The organism is Leptolyngbya sp. CALU 1928 (genome assembly GCF_056784215.1).
In genome coordinates, this window is record NZ_JBXBCE010000001.1 from 2,539,936 (window position 1) to 2,557,380 (window position 17,445).

Annotated in this window: 23 protein-coding genes; 10 read left to right on the plus strand and 13 right to left on the minus strand. The window is 47.1% G+C overall.

The window, feature by feature from the left end; all coding sequences use genetic code 11:
• Positions 1-127 precede the first annotated feature (127 nt).
• Complete coding sequence (locus AC1S5B_RS11765; RefSeq protein ID WP_482035863.1) at positions 128-325, plus strand: hypothetical protein; 198 nt, start codon at positions 128-130, stop codon at positions 323-325.
• A 6-nt stretch (positions 326-331) separates the two neighbouring features.
• Here the strand turns inward: AC1S5B_RS11765 and AC1S5B_RS11770 are convergent, their stop codons facing one another.
• From AC1S5B_RS11770 to mnmA, 5 genes are all read right to left on the minus strand, one after another.
• Positions 332-1,021, minus strand: a complete 690-nt coding sequence (locus AC1S5B_RS11770; RefSeq protein ID WP_482035864.1) for a nucleotidyl transferase AbiEii/AbiGii toxin family protein — start codon at positions 1,019-1,021, stop codon at positions 332-334.
• Positions 1,014-1,229 (minus strand): hypothetical protein, encoded by a 216-nt coding sequence (locus tag AC1S5B_RS11775; RefSeq protein WP_482035865.1) that lies wholly within the window; start codon positions 1,227-1,229, stop codon positions 1,014-1,016. Before AC1S5B_RS11775 ends, AC1S5B_RS11770 begins: the two co-directional genes overlap by 8 nt.
• A gap of 52 nt (positions 1,230-1,281) precedes the next feature.
• Complete coding sequence (locus AC1S5B_RS11780) at positions 1,282-1,572, minus strand: type II toxin-antitoxin system RelE/ParE family toxin (RefSeq protein WP_482035866.1); 291 nt, start codon at positions 1,570-1,572, stop codon at positions 1,282-1,284.
• The gene (locus tag AC1S5B_RS11785; protein WP_482035867.1) at positions 1,569-1,799 is read right to left on the minus strand and encodes an addiction module protein; all 231 of its coding nucleotides are present in this window, start codon (positions 1,797-1,799) and stop codon (positions 1,569-1,571) included. The genes AC1S5B_RS11780 and AC1S5B_RS11785 overlap by 4 nt, the downstream gene beginning before the upstream one ends.
• Before the next feature lie 91 nt (positions 1,800-1,890).
• Complete coding sequence (mnmA, locus tag AC1S5B_RS11790) at positions 1,891-2,958, minus strand: tRNA 2-thiouridine(34) synthase MnmA (protein ID WP_482035868.1); 1,068 nt, start codon at positions 2,956-2,958, stop codon at positions 1,891-1,893.
• Between the two features lie 66 nt (positions 2,959-3,024).
• Between mnmA and AC1S5B_RS11795 the strand changes: the two genes are divergently transcribed.
• Positions 3,025-3,183 carry a DUF6335 family protein gene (locus AC1S5B_RS11795; RefSeq protein WP_482035869.1) on the plus strand — a complete coding sequence of 53 codons (159 nt, stop codon included), beginning with the start codon at positions 3,025-3,027 and terminating at the stop codon, positions 3,181-3,183.
• A 113-nt stretch (positions 3,184-3,296) separates the two neighbouring features.
• On the opposite strand, the gene AC1S5B_RS11800 is transcribed toward AC1S5B_RS11795, so the two are convergent.
• From AC1S5B_RS11800 to AC1S5B_RS11815, 4 genes are all read right to left on the minus strand, one after another.
• Positions 3,297-3,773: an orange carotenoid protein N-terminal domain-containing protein gene (locus AC1S5B_RS11800; RefSeq protein WP_482035870.1), complete on the minus strand. Its 477-nt coding sequence runs from the start codon at positions 3,771-3,773 to the stop codon at positions 3,297-3,299.
• Between the two features lie 212 nt (positions 3,774-3,985).
• Positions 3,986-4,603, minus strand: a complete 618-nt coding sequence (locus tag AC1S5B_RS11805; RefSeq protein ID WP_482035871.1) for a Crp/Fnr family transcriptional regulator — start codon at positions 4,601-4,603, stop codon at positions 3,986-3,988.
• A gap of 105 nt (positions 4,604-4,708) precedes the next feature.
• Positions 4,709-5,704, minus strand: a complete 996-nt coding sequence (locus AC1S5B_RS11810) for a pentapeptide repeat-containing protein (RefSeq protein WP_482035872.1) — start codon at positions 5,702-5,704, stop codon at positions 4,709-4,711.
• A gap of 256 nt (positions 5,705-5,960) precedes the next feature.
• Positions 5,961-6,812, minus strand: a complete 852-nt coding sequence (locus tag AC1S5B_RS11815) for a universal stress protein (RefSeq protein WP_482035873.1) — start codon at positions 6,810-6,812, stop codon at positions 5,961-5,963.
• Between the two features lie 250 nt (positions 6,813-7,062).
• On the opposite strand from AC1S5B_RS11815, the gene AC1S5B_RS11820 reads away from it, so the two are divergent.
• From AC1S5B_RS11820 to AC1S5B_RS11845, 6 genes are all read left to right on the plus strand, one after another.
• Positions 7,063-7,548 carry an acyl-CoA thioesterase gene (locus AC1S5B_RS11820; protein ID WP_482035874.1) on the plus strand — a complete coding sequence of 162 codons (486 nt, stop codon included), beginning with the start codon at positions 7,063-7,065 and terminating at the stop codon, positions 7,546-7,548.
• Between the two features lie 179 nt (positions 7,549-7,727).
• A complete protein-coding gene (locus AC1S5B_RS11825; RefSeq protein ID WP_482035875.1) occupies positions 7,728-8,567 on the plus strand; it encodes an Npun_R2479 family HD domain-containing metalloprotein in 840 nt (279 codons plus the stop codon).
• Between the two features lie 81 nt (positions 8,568-8,648).
• Positions 8,649-9,779, plus strand: coding sequence for an ABC transporter permease (locus AC1S5B_RS11830; RefSeq protein ID WP_482035876.1), 1,131 nt, complete (start codon positions 8,649-8,651; stop codon positions 9,777-9,779).
• 213 nt (positions 9,780-9,992) lie between these two features.
• A complete protein-coding gene (locus tag AC1S5B_RS11835; protein ID WP_482035877.1) occupies positions 9,993-11,288 on the plus strand; it encodes a M16 family metallopeptidase in 1,296 nt (431 codons plus the stop codon).
• A gap of 119 nt (positions 11,289-11,407) precedes the next feature.
• A complete protein-coding gene (locus AC1S5B_RS11840) occupies positions 11,408-11,773 on the plus strand; it encodes an MliC family protein (RefSeq protein WP_482035878.1) in 366 nt (121 codons plus the stop codon).
• Positions 11,774-11,789: 16 nt separating this feature from the next.
• Positions 11,790-12,659 carry a fructosamine kinase family protein gene (locus AC1S5B_RS11845; RefSeq protein WP_482036619.1) on the plus strand — a complete coding sequence of 290 codons (870 nt, stop codon included), beginning with the start codon at positions 11,790-11,792 and terminating at the stop codon, positions 12,657-12,659.
• Between the two features lie 10 nt (positions 12,660-12,669).
• Here AC1S5B_RS11845 and AC1S5B_RS11850 read toward each other — a convergent pair whose 3' ends face one another.
• Both AC1S5B_RS11850 and AC1S5B_RS11855 read right to left on the minus strand, forming a co-directional pair.
• Entirely contained in the window at positions 12,670-13,623 is a 954-nt protein-coding gene (locus AC1S5B_RS11850) for an alpha-isopropylmalate synthase regulatory domain-containing protein (RefSeq protein WP_482035879.1), read from the minus strand.
• A 106-nt stretch (positions 13,624-13,729) separates the two neighbouring features.
• On the minus strand, positions 13,730-14,173 hold the full coding sequence (locus tag AC1S5B_RS11855) for a hypothetical protein (protein WP_482035880.1): 444 nt from the start codon (positions 14,171-14,173) through the stop codon (positions 13,730-13,732).
• A gap of 421 nt (positions 14,174-14,594) precedes the next feature.
• Here AC1S5B_RS11855 and AC1S5B_RS11860 point away from each other — a divergent pair, with 421 nt between their 5' ends.
• Together AC1S5B_RS11860 and AC1S5B_RS11865 are read left to right on the plus strand one after the other, a co-directional pair.
• Positions 14,595-14,846: a hypothetical protein gene (locus tag AC1S5B_RS11860; protein ID WP_482035881.1), complete on the plus strand. Its 252-nt coding sequence runs from the start codon at positions 14,595-14,597 to the stop codon at positions 14,844-14,846.
• A 218-nt stretch (positions 14,847-15,064) separates the two neighbouring features.
• The gene (locus tag AC1S5B_RS11865; protein WP_482035882.1) at positions 15,065-15,295 is read left to right on the plus strand and encodes a hypothetical protein; all 231 of its coding nucleotides are present in this window, start codon (positions 15,065-15,067) and stop codon (positions 15,293-15,295) included.
• 55 nt (positions 15,296-15,350) lie between these two features.
• Here the strand turns inward: AC1S5B_RS11865 and AC1S5B_RS11870 are convergent, their stop codons facing one another.
• A complete protein-coding gene (locus AC1S5B_RS11870) occupies positions 15,351-16,214 on the minus strand; it encodes an SDR family oxidoreductase (protein WP_482035883.1) in 864 nt (287 codons plus the stop codon).
• Between the two features lie 114 nt (positions 16,215-16,328).
• Complete coding sequence (locus AC1S5B_RS11875) at positions 16,329-17,357, minus strand: hemerythrin domain-containing protein (RefSeq protein ID WP_482035884.1); 1,029 nt, start codon at positions 17,355-17,357, stop codon at positions 16,329-16,331.
• Positions 17,358-17,445: the final 88 nt, after the last annotated feature.

Genomic DNA, 17,445 nt, shown 5'->3' on the forward strand with positions numbered 1-17,445 from the left:
TTACTTAGCTAGATTTCAACAGTAGTGCGATCTTAACCGGGATAGCCCCCTTCCGCTTTCCATTCGCATAACTTCAAAAAAGTGAAGTAGGATGAGGCAAAAAGAACAACCGCAGCAAGGTTTAGCTATGGATGACTCTGCATTTACATTATTTATTGGGTTTGGTGCTCTGTGGACAGTGATGGGCATCGCTGCTGTGATCGCTTTGCTCAAAGCCGATGGGCAAAAAATTCGCTTTGGTAAATGGGGCTTGGTGGTGGCAGTTCCGATCATTTTGCCGCTATTGGCTGCTTTCGCCTTTGCGATCGCTCAACGAAACGCATAATTCACCTCACTCAAGATACTCCACTGCCAGCCGATCCAATCCCTCAAGAATCAAGTCTGATTGCTGGACTTGCAACTGCTCAAAGCAGCGATCGCGGAAATCTGGCTGGGATTGCCAATACTTTAGCGCTCGTTGTAGCGGCGCAATCACTGGATAAGCGTTTTCTGCTTTCGCTAGGGCGATGGGTGAAAAGGGAGACTGAACCCGCAGCATTGCCAAATCAATCAGGTCACGGGCAAAAGTTGAAGTATCTGCCCAGCGATCGCTATTTGCCAGGAGTTTCTCCGCGATCGCATCAACGCGACTCAAGCAGGCAACCGGACACCAATCAAGCTGCTGTGGTGATTCAAAGGTAATTCGTCCTTCTGCCACAATTTCAAACCGAATCAGATAAGCTTCCGTCTGAATTGGAAACCGAATCCCATATTGATCGGCTCTGATGTCGCGGGGAAACTGAAAGCCTACTCGCTCATCAAACAGCGCATTGTAGCCTGAGCCAAAAATTGCCCGCCGCAGTTGGGTATACCCTTGACCAAACGGACAGAGAAAGTCAATATCCTGGCTCTGACGATATTCCCCAAACTCTAAAACCAGTTGCGTTCCCCCACCAAAATAAGCATGACAGTCTCTCAGCAGATTTGCATTAAGAGCCTGAAGAATCCGAAGAATCTGCTGATGGATAGGCTGACTAAACATCGTGAATGATGACTGAATGAAACTGAGTTGCCAGTTCACGAATAAAGTTCAGTTCTTCTAAAGTAGGCGGTTCCAAAATATCCCGATACCGCCAACCCCGCTCATAGACATTGAGCATTTCCTCTGGAGTCAGAACCGCGATCGCTCCCCTCGATTGCCAAAGCAGCGATCGCAGGAATGGCAGGGATGTTAATACTGGAACCCTCATACTTTTTTGGATTAAAGATTTTTTTGCATTGAAGATTTTAATGATTTAGCAGCTACCGACGACTTTTCCAGTATCCCGGCTCCCGGCTGCAATGCATCACTGCCAGAATGAGAATATAGTCTTGTTCAATAGTGTAGAGAATTCCATAAGGAAACTTCCGTGCCATGCATCGTCGAACGTCATCATCAACCGCAACAAAATGAGTAGGGGATTCTCTAATCCGATAAACCGCATCCTCGATTGCATTAATAAATGCTTGTGCAACCTCAACCCGCTGCTCTGTATAGTATTGAACAGCCTCAGCGTATTCAGTCAGAGCTTCAGGGTGAAATGTAACCCTCATGGCTCAAGCAGTCGCCTAACCTGAGCCAACGCTTCTTCTCCCGGAATTGGTTGCACAGAACCCTCTCGAACCTCGTCTCTACGCCTTTTTGCTTCAGTCATCCAAACTGCCTGAATATTAGAATCGGCATCAAATTCTAAGCTTTCCACCAATTTGTCTGCAAGGAGTGCCCTGGATGCGCTAGGTAAAGACAATAGTTCCTCTGTCAGTTGATCGATCGATCGCATAGATCCTCGCAGAATACTAGACTCTGAGCGCATTGTAACAAAGAGCATGTGAGCAAAATCTCATGCCCAAATTTAAGGTTGACACACTCCACTAAACGGGATTGATTGCGTCTCGCTCAATGATGCCGCCGCCTAGCAAGATTTCGCCGTCATACCAGACAGCCGCTTGTCCGGGCGTAATGCTACCTTGAGGTTCATCAAACACCACCCGCACCCGATCGCCCTCCAAAGGAATCACAGTCGCCGGAACCGCAGGCGATCGATAGCGAATTTGCACCTCTGCCCGAATCGGTGACTCTGGCTGGGCGATCGAAACCCAATTGAGCCGCTGCACCGTGCATTCGGAGGCTAAAACAGTGGTGCGATCGCCCACAATCACCCGATTTTGCACCGCATCCAGCGCCACCACATAGAGGGGTTCACTGTGAGCAATTCCCAGTCCTTTTCGTTGCCCAATCGTGTAGTGATGCACGCCTTCGTGATGCCCCAGCACCGTACCGACTTGATCAACAATTTCGCCTTTGTGGGGCGTGATGTATTTATCCAAAAACGCCTGCATTGAGCCATTCGCTTCCACCAAGCACAAATCCTGACTTTCAGGCTTGTCGGCAGTCTTCAACCCAAATTCGACAGCAATTCGGCGGGTTTCAGTTTTAGGATATTCGCCTAAGGGAAAAATAACGTTTCCTAAAACATCTTGCTCCAAGTCATAGAGAAAATAGGACTGATCTTTAGAGCGATCGATCGCCCGCAGCAATTGGTAGCGACCTGTTTCCTGATCCTGTCGAATACGGGCATAGTGACCTGTGGCAATGCGATCGCAGCCTAACTCAGCGCGAGAATATTGCAACATCGGCATAAACTTCACTGCCTTATTGCACTGGGAACAGGGCAGCGGAGTAATGCCATCGCCATATCCTGCCACCAAATAATTCACGATATATTTTTCAAACGCTTCTCGGCTATCCACAATGTGGTGAGGAATGTTTAGCTGCTCACACAATTGGGCAGCGTCCACCATGCCTTCCGAGCAACACTGTCCTTTTCCTTTCATTAGCCACAGAGTCAGCCCAATCACTTCATACCCCTGCTGATGAAGCATTGCCGCCGCTGTTGAGCTATCAACCCCACCCGAAAGCCCGACTACAACTTTATTCATCGTTCATGGACTAAAAACATTAAAATCGCTGCACTCTTAAGCTAACATTCCTGACCAACACCAGATATGGATATTGTGGATAAATTGAGAGCGGCTGTTAGGTTACAAATGAATGATGGGGCGTTTTTAAGAACCAATGAAATTCTTGAAGTGCAAGGCGATCGCCGCTGGGAACTTGACCTAGAGGTATCTGAAGATTATGGCGATCGCCCCAGAAATTTGTAAGAAGCTATCTAGGAGGTAACAAATTAAAAACTAGATTGGGAGTATGTTTCTCTACATACTCCCAATTTTTGTTTAAGCTTTTTATTTCTAACCTATCTCAATCGTCAACACAACTAAGCACCCGTTGAATCGAAGCCCATGGGAGAGACAATATCGCGGAAAAAAGCAATTTGCTTTTCAAAACCCAAGTCTTGAACTTGAGTTAACAACTGATCCGCTGCACCAGAAAGTTGATAGTCAGATGGCATTGGAATAATTTGATTGCTGTCCATTCCTTGAGCCAGCAAATACCAAAATAGTAATTTTGTGGTGTCGCTTAGGGCCGCATATTCTCGCGTAATTACAGTATCTTTGCTCGTAATCAAATCTCGTTGAAGCTGTAATTGCTCATCAAAAGATAACTCTTTTACTTGCGTAAACAATCCCTCAGCAATTTCGGGTGAAGCCTTGCTTGCGCCCGGAGCAGCAGGAGTCACAGTATCTCCCATTTTCTTGTATATAAAATAAAACAGCGCCAACTGCTGATCTACGTCTAATGCTTGAAAAGCTGTTACTTGCTCAGGGGCGACGTTTGAAGTAACGGAAGTCATAGAAAACCCTCTTGTTTGTGTTCCAGTAAGCCTCCTCAGGTTACGAGGGATGAGTCAGGCTTTAACCCAACGCAGGGTAGAGATCACCACTCTTTCTAAGGATAGAGAAGATGACACAACAAATTAGCGGCTCTGCATCAGTGCCACCAGTTGTGTGACCACTCGCTGGCAGAAGCAGGACTTTGCCCCAGGACTGCTGAAACTACGGGTGATCATTGCAGCAAGACAATATGACGGTTACTATCCAACTTGAGCCAGTTTTCATCTTTCAGTTTGCCAAGCAGTCGAGTGACCGTAACGCGAGTGGTGCCGATCGCGCTTGCCAAATGCTGATGGGTCAATCGCACGCTCAAGCGACTTCCTTCCGCACAAGGAGATCCAATTTCCATCTGCAACAATAGCAAAAGTTGACGCAGCCGATCTTCCACCCGACGGCACCCCGCCATAGCTAACATTGCCTCGGCTTGACGCAATCGGCGGCTAAGATGCAAGAAGATTTCGCTGGTTAAATCCGGTGATTGCTGCACTTCGCTCAGGGTCATACCCATCAAATCTACATCAGACATGGCGATAGCCTGATAGGGATAAATCAACGAAAAGGGGAGTCCAAACGGCATAGACGAACACGCCAGCCCCAGGAGTGCCTCATCGCCATTGGGATAAAGCGTACTCAACTGAACCACGCCGCGACACACCACCCAAATATATTGAGGATTCATTGGGATCGTTTGCCCAGCGCGAAATGCTTGCAAATGTCGCCCTTGATAAACTCCTTCCAAAAATTGACGCAAGTCCCGCTGAGGCGTTTTGGAAGTAGAGAGTTGAAGCATAAACAACATCCTATTCGTGTGGCGATGTCGCCTAGACTACAACCCTCATGTCAAGAGAAGTTAATTGATAGGTTGGCTTTTGGTTAAGCTTTTGTTTGCATACAGTCAACTGTAAACGCGCCCATCGGGCAGGATGGCTCCCGTTAAAACAGCACCTGTCAGTTTAACCATGATGCGATCGCCCGCCCTGACCTTGGCACCCCGCAAATCTGCCCCGGTCAAATCGGCTCCGCTTAAATCGGCTCCAATTAAGTTGGCATCTTTTAGATTTGCCTGTCTCAAATTAGCTTGCAGTAAATTTGCCCGAAATAAATTGGCTTGCTGTAAATTTGCCCCGCTCAAGTTAACGCCATGCAGAAAGGCATCACTCAAATTGGCATTACTCAAATTGGCATTGCTTAAGTTCCGCTGAGATAAATCTCGTTCTGCGAGATCTGCGCCACTAAAATTGGTGCCGCTCATATCAGGATGGGGCGATCGCCAAACTGGAGCCTCATAAATAGGGCGGGGGGGCGGTTCGGGTTTGGGTGCAGCCGGAGGCTTTGTTACAGGAGTCTGCATTGAAGCGGACTGAGATACCTGGGCAGAGTTTGCCTGATACCGCGCTTGATACTGTGCATAATCAGACAAGTTAAAGGTTGAAGAGGAACGAGACGGCTCCGGCGGCTTTGGGATTCGCGTTGATTGATTTGCAGTTTGCCCAGAGGATGCAGTTTTTCCAGAAGCGGTAGATTGACCAGAAGCGGTAGATTGACCTGAAGATGCTGAATAGCGCGGTTTTTCTTTGGCGTGAGAGGTAGACTCTTGATACTGCTGATGGGGGCGAGGATAGGGCTGATAATAATGTCGTCGAGATTGGGAACGAGGCTCTGGTTCTGAACGAGTCGCTTTAGTCGATTGAGTTGTCCCGTTAGAATTCGCTTGCGCATTGGCGCGATCGCGCAGGCGATCGCGGGCATGATTAAGCTCCTTCATCTTTTCCTCTGCTTGTTTGACTAAGTGAGGATTGCCCGTGGGAACGCGATCAGGATGCCAAATTAGAACCAAGTCTTTATACGCCTGGTTCACTTCTTGCAGGGAAGAGCCCGACTTAAGCCCCAAAATTCTGTAGCACTTCTCTAGATCGCTCATTGACATCAAAGTACCATCATTCCTAAATGGGTTTTTGGAGGTAAGAAATAGGTCGCTACCGAACTAGGCTGAAGATAGATTTTAATCTACATTTAAGGTTAATCGCCCGACAGTGAATCTAGCGTTAATTCATTCTATAGACTGAAGCAGTCTGGGGCGAGAGGAGAATTTATATTTTATGTTCTACGCTCTAATCTTGATGTAGCCTTTCGCCCCAAGTCTTGACCTACCCCGCTGTCCGTGCTAATAGCACCGGGCAATTAGCATAGACTCGCACATAGTCGGAGAGGGAAGTTCCGAGCAGGCGATCGAGATCAGGTAAGCCTTTGGCGATCGAAGGGCGGCGATCGGGTGAGCCTAACACAAGCAAATCGGCATGAGTCTCTTCAGCAATGCTGCAAATCAGTTCGCCGGGTTTCCCCATAGCCGAGATGCATTGATAGGCTACACCCATTTTTTTGGCTTCTGCGATCGCTCCAGCCAACACCGGATCTTTCTCCGCTTCAGCACCCGTTTTCTGCTCTGATTTTGCGCTCATGCTGGCATCCACATGCACCAGCGTAATCTGACTTCCTTTGATATCGCGCAGCAAAAATAGTGCCAACTTCAAGCCACTCTTGGATGCCTCAGATTTATCGATCGCCACCATCACCCGCTTAATTTTCTTAACGTACAGATCATCCTTGACCAATAGCATGGGGCGAGACGATAGCTGAAACACATATTGACTGACTGAGTTTTCCAAAATGGACATAATGCGCTTAAGTCCGCGTGATCCCATGATGATCAAGTCTGCGTCAATTTCTTCTGCCACTTTGCACACGACATCTTTTGGGTCGCCCTGTTTTAACATCGCATTCACATGATTAGGGTCAAGCTTCAGCGTTTGGATCGCGCTTGCCAAAACCTTACCGCCCTCCTCCCATTTTTCGGTCATCGCCTCGGTAGTCGTTTGGGCAGGAACCACATGCAGCACCGTCACTCTGGCTCGCTGAATTGAAGGGATATCCATCAGCGCTTTTAGCATTTCTTCGGAATTTCCGGTGCCGGAATTGGCTAGTAAAATTTTTTCTATCATTGATTTATCTCGCGTCTCAAAATGTTAGGTGTGCTGGAGTTGATTTATATCGCTACAAAAGATAGAGATTTCTGGGCAATCCGCTCGGTGAGCAATAAAGTCTATTTCTATTAATAGCCTTATCCCTGGACACGCTCAATCAACTGTATTTTGAATCCACAATTTTTCACAAATCTGTACTAACCTAGTGAGGCGAAATGCTCTTTAATTGCTAAATAGCCTCTCATCAAAGTAGCTATTCTTAACGATTATGAATTCATCCGATACTCATCAACTTCCACCCACGGGCGTGCTTCAAAGTGATTTACAAGCTACTACGCCCACTTGGTTTAACTATGCTGTCATTGCCCATCCGCACCATACAGACTATGGCGGGATTGTCTGGCATGGTGCTTATATCTCTTGGATGGAGGAAGCTCGGATTGAATGCCTGCGATCAATCGGGATTGAATTTGCCGATCTAGTGGCGTTGGGCTGTGACTTACCCGTTGTTGAACTTGCTTTGCGCTATCATCAGCCGGTGCAAATGGGTATGGCGGCGATCGTCAAAACTCGGATGACAGAAATGTCGGGGGTGCGAATTAATTGGGATTATCAGGTTGAATCGACTGATGGGCAAACCCTGTTTGTATCCGCCAGAGTTACGTTAGTCGCGATTGATCGCGATAAGGGCAAGATCCTCCGTCAATTACCCCCCGCTGTCAAAGATGCCTTGGTTAAACTGTCAGCTAGCTAAGCAGGACTTTAACTCTGCCTGATTTTGGCTGATTAGGACTGTAAGAATAGACAGGAATTCTATTCAATTGGATACAGTGAACGAGTGTTAGAGACTTTTTTCCACACCTATATTGTTTAACCTGATCCTTCTGGAGTCGATTCAATCCGCGATCGCACCCAGTTTTGCCAAAAAACCGCATGTTTAATGCCACTGAATTATTAATCGAAGATTTTGTGAGAAAGCTAAAGGAAGGCTATCGCCGTACCTATGGCGGACTCAAGTCAGACTACGAAGATATTATTGGCTGGGTTGGCTCCATGGCAATGGAAAATATCGCCAACAGCGACGCGCTTTACCACAATGTCGAGCATTCAATTCTCGTGGCGCTGGTTGGACAAGAAATTCTGCGTGGTAAACACATTCGCGAAGGCGGTGTTTCCTGTGACGATTGGCTGCATTATGTGATTGCGCTGGTTTGTCATGATATTGGCTACGTCAAAGGAGTCTGCCGACAGGATCGAAATGGGTTGTATGCCACTGGCAAAGAGGGTGGCATGGTTCCCCTGGCGATCGGGTCTTCTGATGCCGCCCTCACGCCTTACCATGTAGACCGGGCAAAACTCTTTATTGATGAACGCTTTGGAGGGCATAAGCTGATTGATGCCGAAATTATCAAGCACAATATTGAACTGACTCGCTTTCCCGTCCCCAGTGCTGAGGATCACCAAGACACCACGAACTTTCCAGGGTTGATTCGGGCATCTGATTTGATCGGACAACTGAGCGATCCCCGCTACCTGAAAAAAATTGGGGCATTGTTCTATGAGTTTGAGGAAACCGGGGTCAATAAAGCATTGGGGTATCGTCATCCTGGGGATTTGCGCCGGGATTATCCCAAATTTTACTGGCACAGTGTTCATCCTTATATTCAGGATGCGTTACAGTACCTTTCTTTGACTCAGCAAGGAAAGCAGATTGTTGCCAATCTCTATTCCAATGTGTTTGTGGTAGAACATGAGGACTTGGAACACTTGTAACCCTGAGCTTTGTTGGCACTCCAAGTCACGGTGCTAGTTTAGTATGCTAATTTGAATGGGCAAAATCTTGGCTTCTCTCCTATGAATTGGTGGCGACGGCTAAAAAACAATACCTTGGCACGACTAGGGGCAATAGTATTGGTCACTTTTTATCTGGCGGTGATTGCGGCTGAGTTTGTTGCGCCCTACGATCCCTATACGTCTCAACCCGATGGGGCTTTGTTGCCACCCACCCAAGTTTATTGGAATGAGCCAGGAGTGACGGGTCCCCATGTCTATCCCACCACTCAAGGACCGATCGATTTGCAGACAGGCGATCGCAAACTAATTGTTGATCGCAGCAAACCGTCTCCCATTCGCTTCTTTGTGCAGGGGGAACCCTATCGCCTATTTCAAATTAAGCTGCCGCTGCCCACGCAATTTTCACTCACCAATCCTAAGTTTGATGAAGTGGAAGTGTTTTCAGGCATTCCTGGCAATCTGCATCTGTTTGGCACTGAAGGGGCGGGTAAGTGGAATCTGTTAGGCACCGATGAGCAAGCCCGTGATCAATTCAGCCGATTGGTGTATGGCGGACGAATTAGCCTCAGCATTGGGCTGGTGGGAATTGCGATTTCTTTTCCTCTAGGAATGTTGGTCGGTGGCATTTCCGGCTACTTTGGCGGCTGGACAGATATCATTCTGATGCGCCTAGTAGAAGTGCTAATGACGATTCCTAGCATCTATTTATTGATTGCCTTAGCCGCCGTGCTGCCTACGGGACTCAGTAGCGCTCAGCGGTTTTTGCTGATTATTTTGATTACGTCTTTTATTCGCTGGGCAGGACTGGCGCGGGTGATTCGGGGTGAGGTGCTGTCGCTGAAAGAGCGCGAATTTGTGCAGGCGGCGCGGGCAATGGGTGGGCGATCGCTTTACATCATCGTGCGCCACATTTTGCCCCAAACTGCCACCTACATCATTATTGCTGCTACCCTTTCCATTCCCGATTTCATCGTGGCAGAATCAGTCCTCAGTCTGATCGGTCTCGGCATTCAGCAGCCCGATCCATCTTGGGGAAATATGCTTTCCCTCGCTACGAATGCGTCTGTTTTAGTATTGCAACCCTGGCTGATTTGGTCGCCTGCCCTGCTGATTATCTTGACCGTGCTGGCATTTAATTTGCTGGGTGATGGGTTGCGGGATGCCCTCGATCCGCGCAGCCTGGAGCGATAAAACGCAATGTACGCCTTTTCCTTGTCCTAGTCGTTCCATAGACTGCTTGACGGAAGAAAGAGCTTCTTGGCGATCGCATTGTAAAAAGAAGGTGCGATCGCAGATGAATTTGGCAAAGATAGGTTTGAATTCCAACTCGTTATCTGGTTCATGCGGTATCACGAATCTGAAGCGACTAAAATGGTAAGACATCATCCATATCAAGGGCACTGCATGACGGCTACTCTGCTCAAGTCTCTGACTTCACCGCTCAACGCACCGACCATTCATCGTTTAGCCAACGGGCTAACCATTATTGCGGAACAGATGCCCACAGAAGCCGTTAGCCTGAATATTTGGCTTAATGTCGGCTCTGCGGTGGAGTCCGACGAGATCAATGGGATGGCTCATTTCTTAGAACACATGATATTCAAAGGCACAGCGAAACTGCAAAGTGGTGAGTTTGAGCGGCTAATTGAACAGCGGGGGGCGGTGACCAATGCTGCCACTAGCCAGGATTACACCCATTACTACATCACCACGGCTCCCAAAGACTTTGCTGAATTGGCACCTTTGCAAGTGGATGTGGTGATGAATGCGGCGATTCCTGATGGGGGTTTTGAGCGAGAACGGCAGGTGGTGTTGGAAGAAATTCGGCGATCGCAAGACAATCCCCGTCGCCGCACCTTTCACCATGCCACTGAGCTTACGTTCGATCGCCTGCCCTACCGTCGCCATGTGTTGGGATCTGCCGAAGTCGTAGAAAATTTGACTCCTCAGCAAATGCGCGATTTTCACGGGAGTTGGTATCAGCCCCAATCGATTACGGCTTGCGTTGTGGGGAACCTGCCTGTTGAAGAACTCATTCAAATTGTGGAAGATAGCTTTCACCAAGCCGCAAAAAAGCAAGTAAACCCTTGTCTTCCAATGCGCCAATCCCTAGCGCCTGAGACTCCGTTTACCGAAATTGTTCGCCGGGATGTCACAGACGACAGCTTGCAACAAGCTCGATTGATTATGATCTGGCGAGTCCCTGGATTGAACGATCTTTCAGAAACCTATGCGCTGGATGTGGTGGCATCGGTGCTGAGTCGGGGGCGCACCTCGCGGCTAGTGCGAGATCTGCGCGAAGACCGGGGCTTAGTCTCGAATATTTCGGCAAGTAATATGAGCTATCTGCATCAGGGCGCATTTTATATTTCGGCTCAGTTGCCGCCCGAAAATTTGGCTGTCGTGGAAGCGGCGATCGCCCAGCATCTCCAAACCCTCCAAACCGATCTAATTACTGAATTTGAAATTGCCAAAATTCGCACACGCACAACCAATAGCTTTGTGTTTGGCAACGAAACTCCCAGCGATCGCTCTGGGCTGTATGGCTACTATCACACCCTACTGGGCGATCTTGATCCTGCAATTTATTATCCTGACTACATTCAGGCGATCGATGCGGAAGCCGTGCAAGCTGCCGTTCGGCGCTATCTCTCGCCCCATGCCTATGGGATTGTCACCATTCGCCCCAAAGAAGAATAGGTTACTTAGCAAAAAAGGTTGTTACTAGCACTCACTATTTGACGTTTGCTATCTACTAGGGTTCATTCACTTGAATTGCTGTTACCCTAGCAACAAACTCAACTTAAGGACTTTTTCGGATGACAATCCAGTTTAGTATTCCTTCTAGAATCATCCTAGCTGTCTGGGCGATCGCCCCTGTTTTTACCATGCCTGCGATCGCTCAACAGACGAATCCCACGCCCAAAATCATTACGACTGCGGTGTATCAGTGCAATGACGCAAAAGGCTTCTCGGCAAAGTATTTTGACAATCAAACAGTCCAGGCAACTTTTGGCAGCAAAGTCATTGTGATACCTCAAGTGGAATCGGCTTCTGGTGCACAATACAGTAATGGCAGCGTGACTATTTTGACGAAGGGAGATGAGGCAACGGTAGAGGTGGGCGGTACGCCACAATTCACAAATTGTGTTGCCGTTGGCGGACTGATTCAAGGCCTGTGGTAACCATTTCTTGAAATTCATGTGGGATGCGATCTCAATTCATCTAAGCCAGAGTACTGGTCAGCCCTTTCAGCTAGAAACTCGCCGCTCGGTCAGTGGAGGCTGCATCAATTCTGGCTACGCAATTTCCGGTAGTCAGCAAACTTACTTTGTCAAGGTGAATCAAGCATCTCAACTTGCTATGTTTGAAGCAGAAGCGGCAGGACTCGATGAAATGCTGACCAGTCAAACCATTCGAGTCCCTCAGCCCATTTGCTGGGGAACCACAGCCGGGTCTGCCTATCTGGTTTTGGAATGGCTGGAATTAAGCCACAACAGCGGCTCTGGTTGGGAAGCAATGGGGCACAAGTTGGCGGCACTGCACCAAACCACTAGCCGCAAAGGGTTTGGTTGGCAGAGGCACAATACGATTGGATCGACAGTTCAAATTAATGACTGGACGATGAACTGGACAAACTTTTGGACAGAACATCGGCTGGGTTATCAATTCAAATTAGCGGCTCAGCGAGGCGGCATTTTCCCATATCAAGCCCACCTGCTTAATGCAATCCCTAAGTTATTGGCAGGGCACGATCCACAGCCATCTTTAGTACATGGCGATTTGTGGTCAGGCAATGCCGCAGTCACCCAAGCAGGTGAACCTGTGATATTTGATCCGGCAACTTACTATGGCGATCGCGAAGTAGATATTGCCATGACCGAACTGTTTGGCGGCTTCCCGCCTGACTTCTATCGCGGCTACAAAGATGCATTTCCGCTGGATTCTGGCTACTCCCAGCGCAAGATCCTCTATAACCTGTATCACATCCTCAACCACTTCAACCTATTTGGCGGTAGCTATGCCGCTCAAGCAAATCGGATGATTGAGCAAATCCTGAGTTCTACTTGATCAGCAGCATTCAGATTTCTTTGTCCCGAACTCTCAGCTTTAAATGCTCACAGATCAAGTTGATCACTTTCACATAAGCATCCGCCGCTGCCCGAATAAAGTTGCCGCTACAGGCGCTACTTTCAAAGTCCAAATCGCCACACTCCACACCCAGCACAATTTCTACTGGAGAATCGGCACCCGTTAAGGTGGAAGGTCTGCTCCAAAACCGGACTAGCTGTCGGATGGGCATGTCATACCATTCATCCACCGCATGGTCGATCGCCCGTTGAATTGCCTCAACCGGAGTTCTACCCACCGCAGTCACCGCAATTTCGTTGGCGCAGCCTTTCAAAAAAATAATTGCTTCACTTTCATCGTTGACGGTCATTTGGAAGCTTTCTATCCGCAGGGCTTGCGATCGCGGTAGCTGCATCGCTGACGGCTGCCGACCAATATTATCCAAATTCAACAAAAAGGCACTGACCGAAAACACGCCAATGGAATGCTCGACTTCATCTCCCGTGTCAGCGCAAACCGTTGGCAGAGCGATATAAAAATAGCCATCTGCCTGTGCCCGGTAAATATCCACTATCGATCGCGCAAACTGCTGAGGCTCCTGAGTCACAATCACATTCAGATTTTGATCGATCGCCGTTGCTAAGCGCAAAGCATCACAGAAATTGCCGATGTCTAATTCTCCTGATAACTCCCAAATGGATCGGTCAAATGGGCACGCTTTCACCTGATTTAACAATCCCCAATAAGCATCCTGGCAGACTTTATCTACTCCTGCCTCCCCGCTAAATAGCTCCCAAAAAGTTAGCGCCAATTGTTGATCAAAAAAGGCTGTGTACCATTGAACCGGGCGTAAGGCGAGCCGTCGCAATAAATTTGTATAGTACTCGCAGCGAGGGTCATGTCTGGCTAAAACATTTTGGAAAACGTTTGCAGTTACTAATGCAGTGCATATCGTTGGGGGCATACTTTTTTACCTTGCAGATGCGATTGAGTTGAGGCATAGACTCACACACACCAAGATTAAGTAAGGCGGAGAAGGGGGGGCTTTCTCGCCTCACTTGGTTCGCTCATTACTTTGTTTGCCGTTCACGCTCCTTGTCTGCACAGACCATCACTTGAGTAGATTGGATTTCTTCTACCAAGCTTTCTAATTTGGGAATGCTGGCACAACTGGTCATCACTTGTTTCATCAGCCCTTCCAACTCAGCCATCCGCTGTTTAATTTCACCATCACTGTCGCGGTTGGGGACTGGCTGAGAAACCATATAAGCAAGAGTAGGAGAAGTGACTGAGGCGACACTACTAATAATTTGCTGCACCTGTTTCAATTCTCGAATTTCATCTTCAAGCGCTGTAATTCGCTCATTACCGGGATCATCTGTGCTAGTTCGCAAACCTTGACGCAACAATCTGCAAACCAATTCGGTAACGGCAATCCCATCCATGCCTGCCCGTTCCCTTAACTCTTGCATCAAGGCTTCAGGCAGCCGAAAACTTACTAATTTTCTATCCATAGTCAGCTTCAATCTATGTCATTGCACTGCATTGAGTTGAGATTATTCTCACACACTTATCAATCGTATATCAGCCCAGGCAAACTAAATAGATCAAGATATACAATTCATGCACCAATCACTTTGATGAAGAAAGCATGGGCTACTCGATAGCCTATTTTTGAGCGCGATCGCAGGCATGAATATAGGCTTCAGGAGCATTGATAGACTTGAGGATCTCGCCTGGATTGCCTTGCAAAAAAACTTTTTCCTTAACTACCTAGAAATAATTAGTTTTTGTAGCTCTAAATACTTTCCATAAAAAATCTTTTGTATATATATTGTATGTACAAAAGATTTTAGCGTTGAAGATTTAAATCTTGTAACTGGTGAGGAGTCCTGCCCCCATATGGTCTATTTGAAAACCCTACAGGAGTTTCCTATGAAGTGCCCTCATCAAGGCTGCGCTGTGCCACCTTGCCAGATTGCGCCCCATCCCGATCGCCCAAATGTTGAATACTGCCGAGTGTGTGCCGAGTGGCGGTATGTCAGTGATATTGGCAGTGATGCTCCTAATGTGTTTTGGTCACTGGCGGCGATCGCAATTACCCTGACTCTCTTCATAAGTTTGACCAATGATTCACAAAGACCGAGCTACGAACGAAATTCTCCTCAGCCCGAACGGATTCGTTAAGTTGCCGAGAGGTAATCCAATCGTCTAGAGTAAAACCTACTTCTAAAAGGTGCCCCTACCCAGCATCACAGCAAGGTCTGCGTAATCAAGACCGCAAAATTCAGAGATGAATTTATATCCTTAAATTTGGGACGGTTGGCGAACGTTCAGCCAACCGTCAGGCGACTAAAAGCAACACACTCCTACAAAGTAGGTAAACATCAGGAGAAAGCGTTCGCATGAAATGCTCTAATCAATACGGTTGGCTGATGAGGTTTGCTAGTAAGGTATTCAAATATTTTCTGTTGGGGCTGTTTGGATTGCTCATTGCTTTCCTGTTTTCAGGAATTGTGGGATTTCTACCCCTAATTGCCTTCTTGCTGAACTTACTGGAACGCTTCTTCCTAAAATTTGCGGTTACAGTTCTCTGCATTGTCGGTGTGGCTGTGGTAATCGAATCGATTCGCTAACAAGTTTAAGGAGCGATATATTCAGCTTGCACAAACCACACCTTTTCATCGCTTGTTAGCCATTTACCACATCGCCGCCGTTAGGGTGCAGCATCTGCCCAGTCATGTAGGATGAGTCGCTGGATGCGAGAAACACGTAGCATGGCGCAACTTCTTCGGGCTGTCCGGCTCGTTGCATGGGCACCTGGGCACCAAATTTCTCTACTTTTTCTTCGGGAAACGTAGACGGAATCAGCGGAGTCCAAATTGGACCGGGTGCCACGCCGTTAACCCGAATCCCTTTTTCCACGAGTGAGGCAGAGAGCGATCGCGTAAACGCCACAATAGCCCCTTTGGTTGACGAATAGTCTAGCAAGCTTGAGTTCCCTTTATATGCCGTTACTGAGGCTGAGTTAATGATCGTGCTGCCTGCTTTTAAATACGGCAAAGCAGCTTTTGCCAGATAGAACATACTAAAGATGTTTGTCCGAAAAGTCTGCTCTAACTGCTCTGCGGTAATTTCTTCAATACTTTGCTTAGGATGTTGTTCTGCTGCATTGTTGACCAAAATATCTAGCTGCCCAAATTTTTGAATAGTTTGCTCTACAATTTTTTGACAAAATGGCTCACTGCCAATGTCTCCCGGAATGAGCAGACAACTTTGCCCTTCTGCTTCTACCAATCGGTTGGTTTCTTCTGCATCAGAGTGTTCGTCTAAATAGGATATTGCGACATTTGCTCCTTCTTTTGCAAAAAGAATCGCTATCGCCCGACCAATGCCACTATCACCGCCAGTCACTAACGCCACTTTGCCCTGAAGCTTATTAGCTGCTTGGTAGCTGGAGCCAGATGACTGGGGCTTTGGTTCCATCTCAGATTCCAAACCCGGTTGATAGTCTTGATGTTGACGTGGCTGTTGTTTAGAGGGTGCTTGAGTCATTTTTAACCTCCTTTATGGTTATGTCACTTTGGTGAGTGTTGATACTTGATAGGGACACTACAAACAATGCCCCTACTGTTAAACAGAATTATGAATTAGCAACTTAGTGACTAATTACATTTGGATTTGCAATTGCTTTTTAGCTTCCTTAAATTGGGAGCCTAACTGCTCTTGCTTTTCTTTGCTATAGTTTTTGCCAATTGCAGCAAACATCGTACTTTCTTCTTGGCGAGTGTGATCGCCAACCATTTCTTTCACTTGCTTCAAACTATCTTTGAAAGCGGGATCACTCACATCCATTGCCTTCATTTTTTCTAGAAGAGTTTTGAGTTCTGCCTGCTCATCGTATAGTTCTTGAGTGTTCTCGTCTCCATAAAAAGATCGAACAGCCGAATATACAACTTGCTCTTCTGCTTCAGAGTGAACCAAAAGATCCTTGTACAGTTGCCCAAAGTATTCTTGAATCTTTTGAGCATCATTAGATTTCTCAATTTGCATCATCAATGTATCCGCTTTGCGATGATCAGCAAAGATGATTTCTTGAATGTTTAAGTCAGAACTATTACTGTTTTGAGTAACTGCACTACCGACAACTCCAGAGAAAGCGGCGATCGCATCTTGTACCCGTGCCCACACACTTTGGTCAGGCTCTTGTCCAGTCAATTCACGAGTTCCCAGAACTTCCAAAACACCTTTAAGTTGCTCTTGATGGGCACGGCTTTCAAAGTTGAACGTGTTCAATGGAGTGATAGCCACTTCCACATCAGCACCCACTACTTGAGCCGCTTTATGAACTACTACTCCACCCATAAACTGGGCATGTTTTAACAATTCATGTTGCACTACTTTTTCGTAAAAACTCAGCGTTGAACCCTTCATTAACTCTTGAGTTTTTTGGACTAATTCTTGATTTTTTTCAGAGGGTTCTTCTTGAATTCCGTATTGAGTGATGACGGTTTCTACAATACCGATATTTTTTTCATCATCTGCCAGCATGTGTTGAAAACGATCGCGTATTTCTGAATCATCACAAACTTTGATAAGTTCCTTTTCGTTTTCGATGATCAGATTTTGAACTGCGCGGATATCTGCCAACTTCTCAGCGATCGCAGTTCGCTTTGCATCGTTTAAGGTTAAAACCATCTGAGTGTTCTCCTTAGAGTGAGAGAGTGAGAAAAAGTGAGGAATCCATATCAACATGGATACTCAACAGTGTGCATTGCACAAAAAA

Excerpts from the sequence above, each read along its gene's own strand:
- AC1S5B_RS11765 (WP_482035863.1), top strand. The coding sequence starts at position 128 with ATGGATGACTCTGCATTTACATTATTTATTGGGTTTGGTGCTCTGTGG.
- AC1S5B_RS11770 (WP_482035864.1), bottom strand. The coding sequence starts at position 1,021 with ATGTTTAGTCAGCCTATCCATCAGCAGATTCTTCGGATTCTTCAGGCT.
- AC1S5B_RS11775 (WP_482035865.1), bottom strand. The coding sequence starts at position 1,229 with ATGAGGGTTCCAGTATTAACATCCCTGCCATTCCTGCGATCGCTGCTT.
- AC1S5B_RS11780 (WP_482035866.1), bottom strand. The coding sequence starts at position 1,572 with ATGAGGGTTACATTTCACCCTGAAGCTCTGACTGAATACGCTGAGGCT.
- AC1S5B_RS11785 (WP_482035867.1), bottom strand. The coding sequence starts at position 1,799 with ATGCGATCGATCGATCAACTGACAGAGGAACTATTGTCTTTACCTAGC.
- mnmA (WP_482035868.1), bottom strand. The coding sequence starts at position 2,958 with ATGAATAAAGTTGTAGTCGGGCTTTCGGGTGGGGTTGATAGCTCAACA.
- AC1S5B_RS11795 (WP_482035869.1), top strand. The coding sequence starts at position 3,025 with ATGGATATTGTGGATAAATTGAGAGCGGCTGTTAGGTTACAAATGAAT.
- AC1S5B_RS11800 (WP_482035870.1), bottom strand. The coding sequence starts at position 3,773 with ATGACTTCCGTTACTTCAAACGTCGCCCCTGAGCAAGTAACAGCTTTT.
- AC1S5B_RS11805 (WP_482035871.1), bottom strand. The coding sequence starts at position 4,603 with ATGCTTCAACTCTCTACTTCCAAAACGCCTCAGCGGGACTTGCGTCAA.
- AC1S5B_RS11815 (WP_482035873.1), bottom strand. The coding sequence starts at position 6,812 with ATGATAGAAAAAATTTTACTAGCCAATTCCGGCACCGGAAATTCCGAA.
- AC1S5B_RS11820 (WP_482035874.1), top strand. The coding sequence starts at position 7,063 with ATGAATTCATCCGATACTCATCAACTTCCACCCACGGGCGTGCTTCAA.
- AC1S5B_RS11825 (WP_482035875.1), top strand. The coding sequence starts at position 7,728 with ATGTTTAATGCCACTGAATTATTAATCGAAGATTTTGTGAGAAAGCTA.
- AC1S5B_RS11830 (WP_482035876.1), top strand. The coding sequence starts at position 8,649 with ATGAATTGGTGGCGACGGCTAAAAAACAATACCTTGGCACGACTAGGG.
- AC1S5B_RS11835 (WP_482035877.1), top strand. The coding sequence starts at position 9,993 with ATGACGGCTACTCTGCTCAAGTCTCTGACTTCACCGCTCAACGCACCG.
- AC1S5B_RS11840 (WP_482035878.1), top strand. The coding sequence starts at position 11,408 with ATGACAATCCAGTTTAGTATTCCTTCTAGAATCATCCTAGCTGTCTGG.
- AC1S5B_RS11845 (WP_482036619.1), top strand. The coding sequence starts at position 11,790 with ATGTGGGATGCGATCTCAATTCATCTAAGCCAGAGTACTGGTCAGCCC.
- AC1S5B_RS11850 (WP_482035879.1), bottom strand. The coding sequence starts at position 13,623 with ATGCCCCCAACGATATGCACTGCATTAGTAACTGCAAACGTTTTCCAA.
- AC1S5B_RS11855 (WP_482035880.1), bottom strand. The coding sequence starts at position 14,173 with ATGGATAGAAAATTAGTAAGTTTTCGGCTGCCTGAAGCCTTGATGCAA.
- AC1S5B_RS11860 (WP_482035881.1), top strand. The coding sequence starts at position 14,595 with ATGAAGTGCCCTCATCAAGGCTGCGCTGTGCCACCTTGCCAGATTGCG.
- AC1S5B_RS11865 (WP_482035882.1), top strand. The coding sequence starts at position 15,065 with ATGAAATGCTCTAATCAATACGGTTGGCTGATGAGGTTTGCTAGTAAG.
- AC1S5B_RS11870 (WP_482035883.1), bottom strand. The coding sequence starts at position 16,214 with ATGACTCAAGCACCCTCTAAACAACAGCCACGTCAACATCAAGACTAT.
- AC1S5B_RS11875 (WP_482035884.1), bottom strand. The coding sequence starts at position 17,357 with ATGGTTTTAACCTTAAACGATGCAAAGCGAACTGCGATCGCTGAGAAG.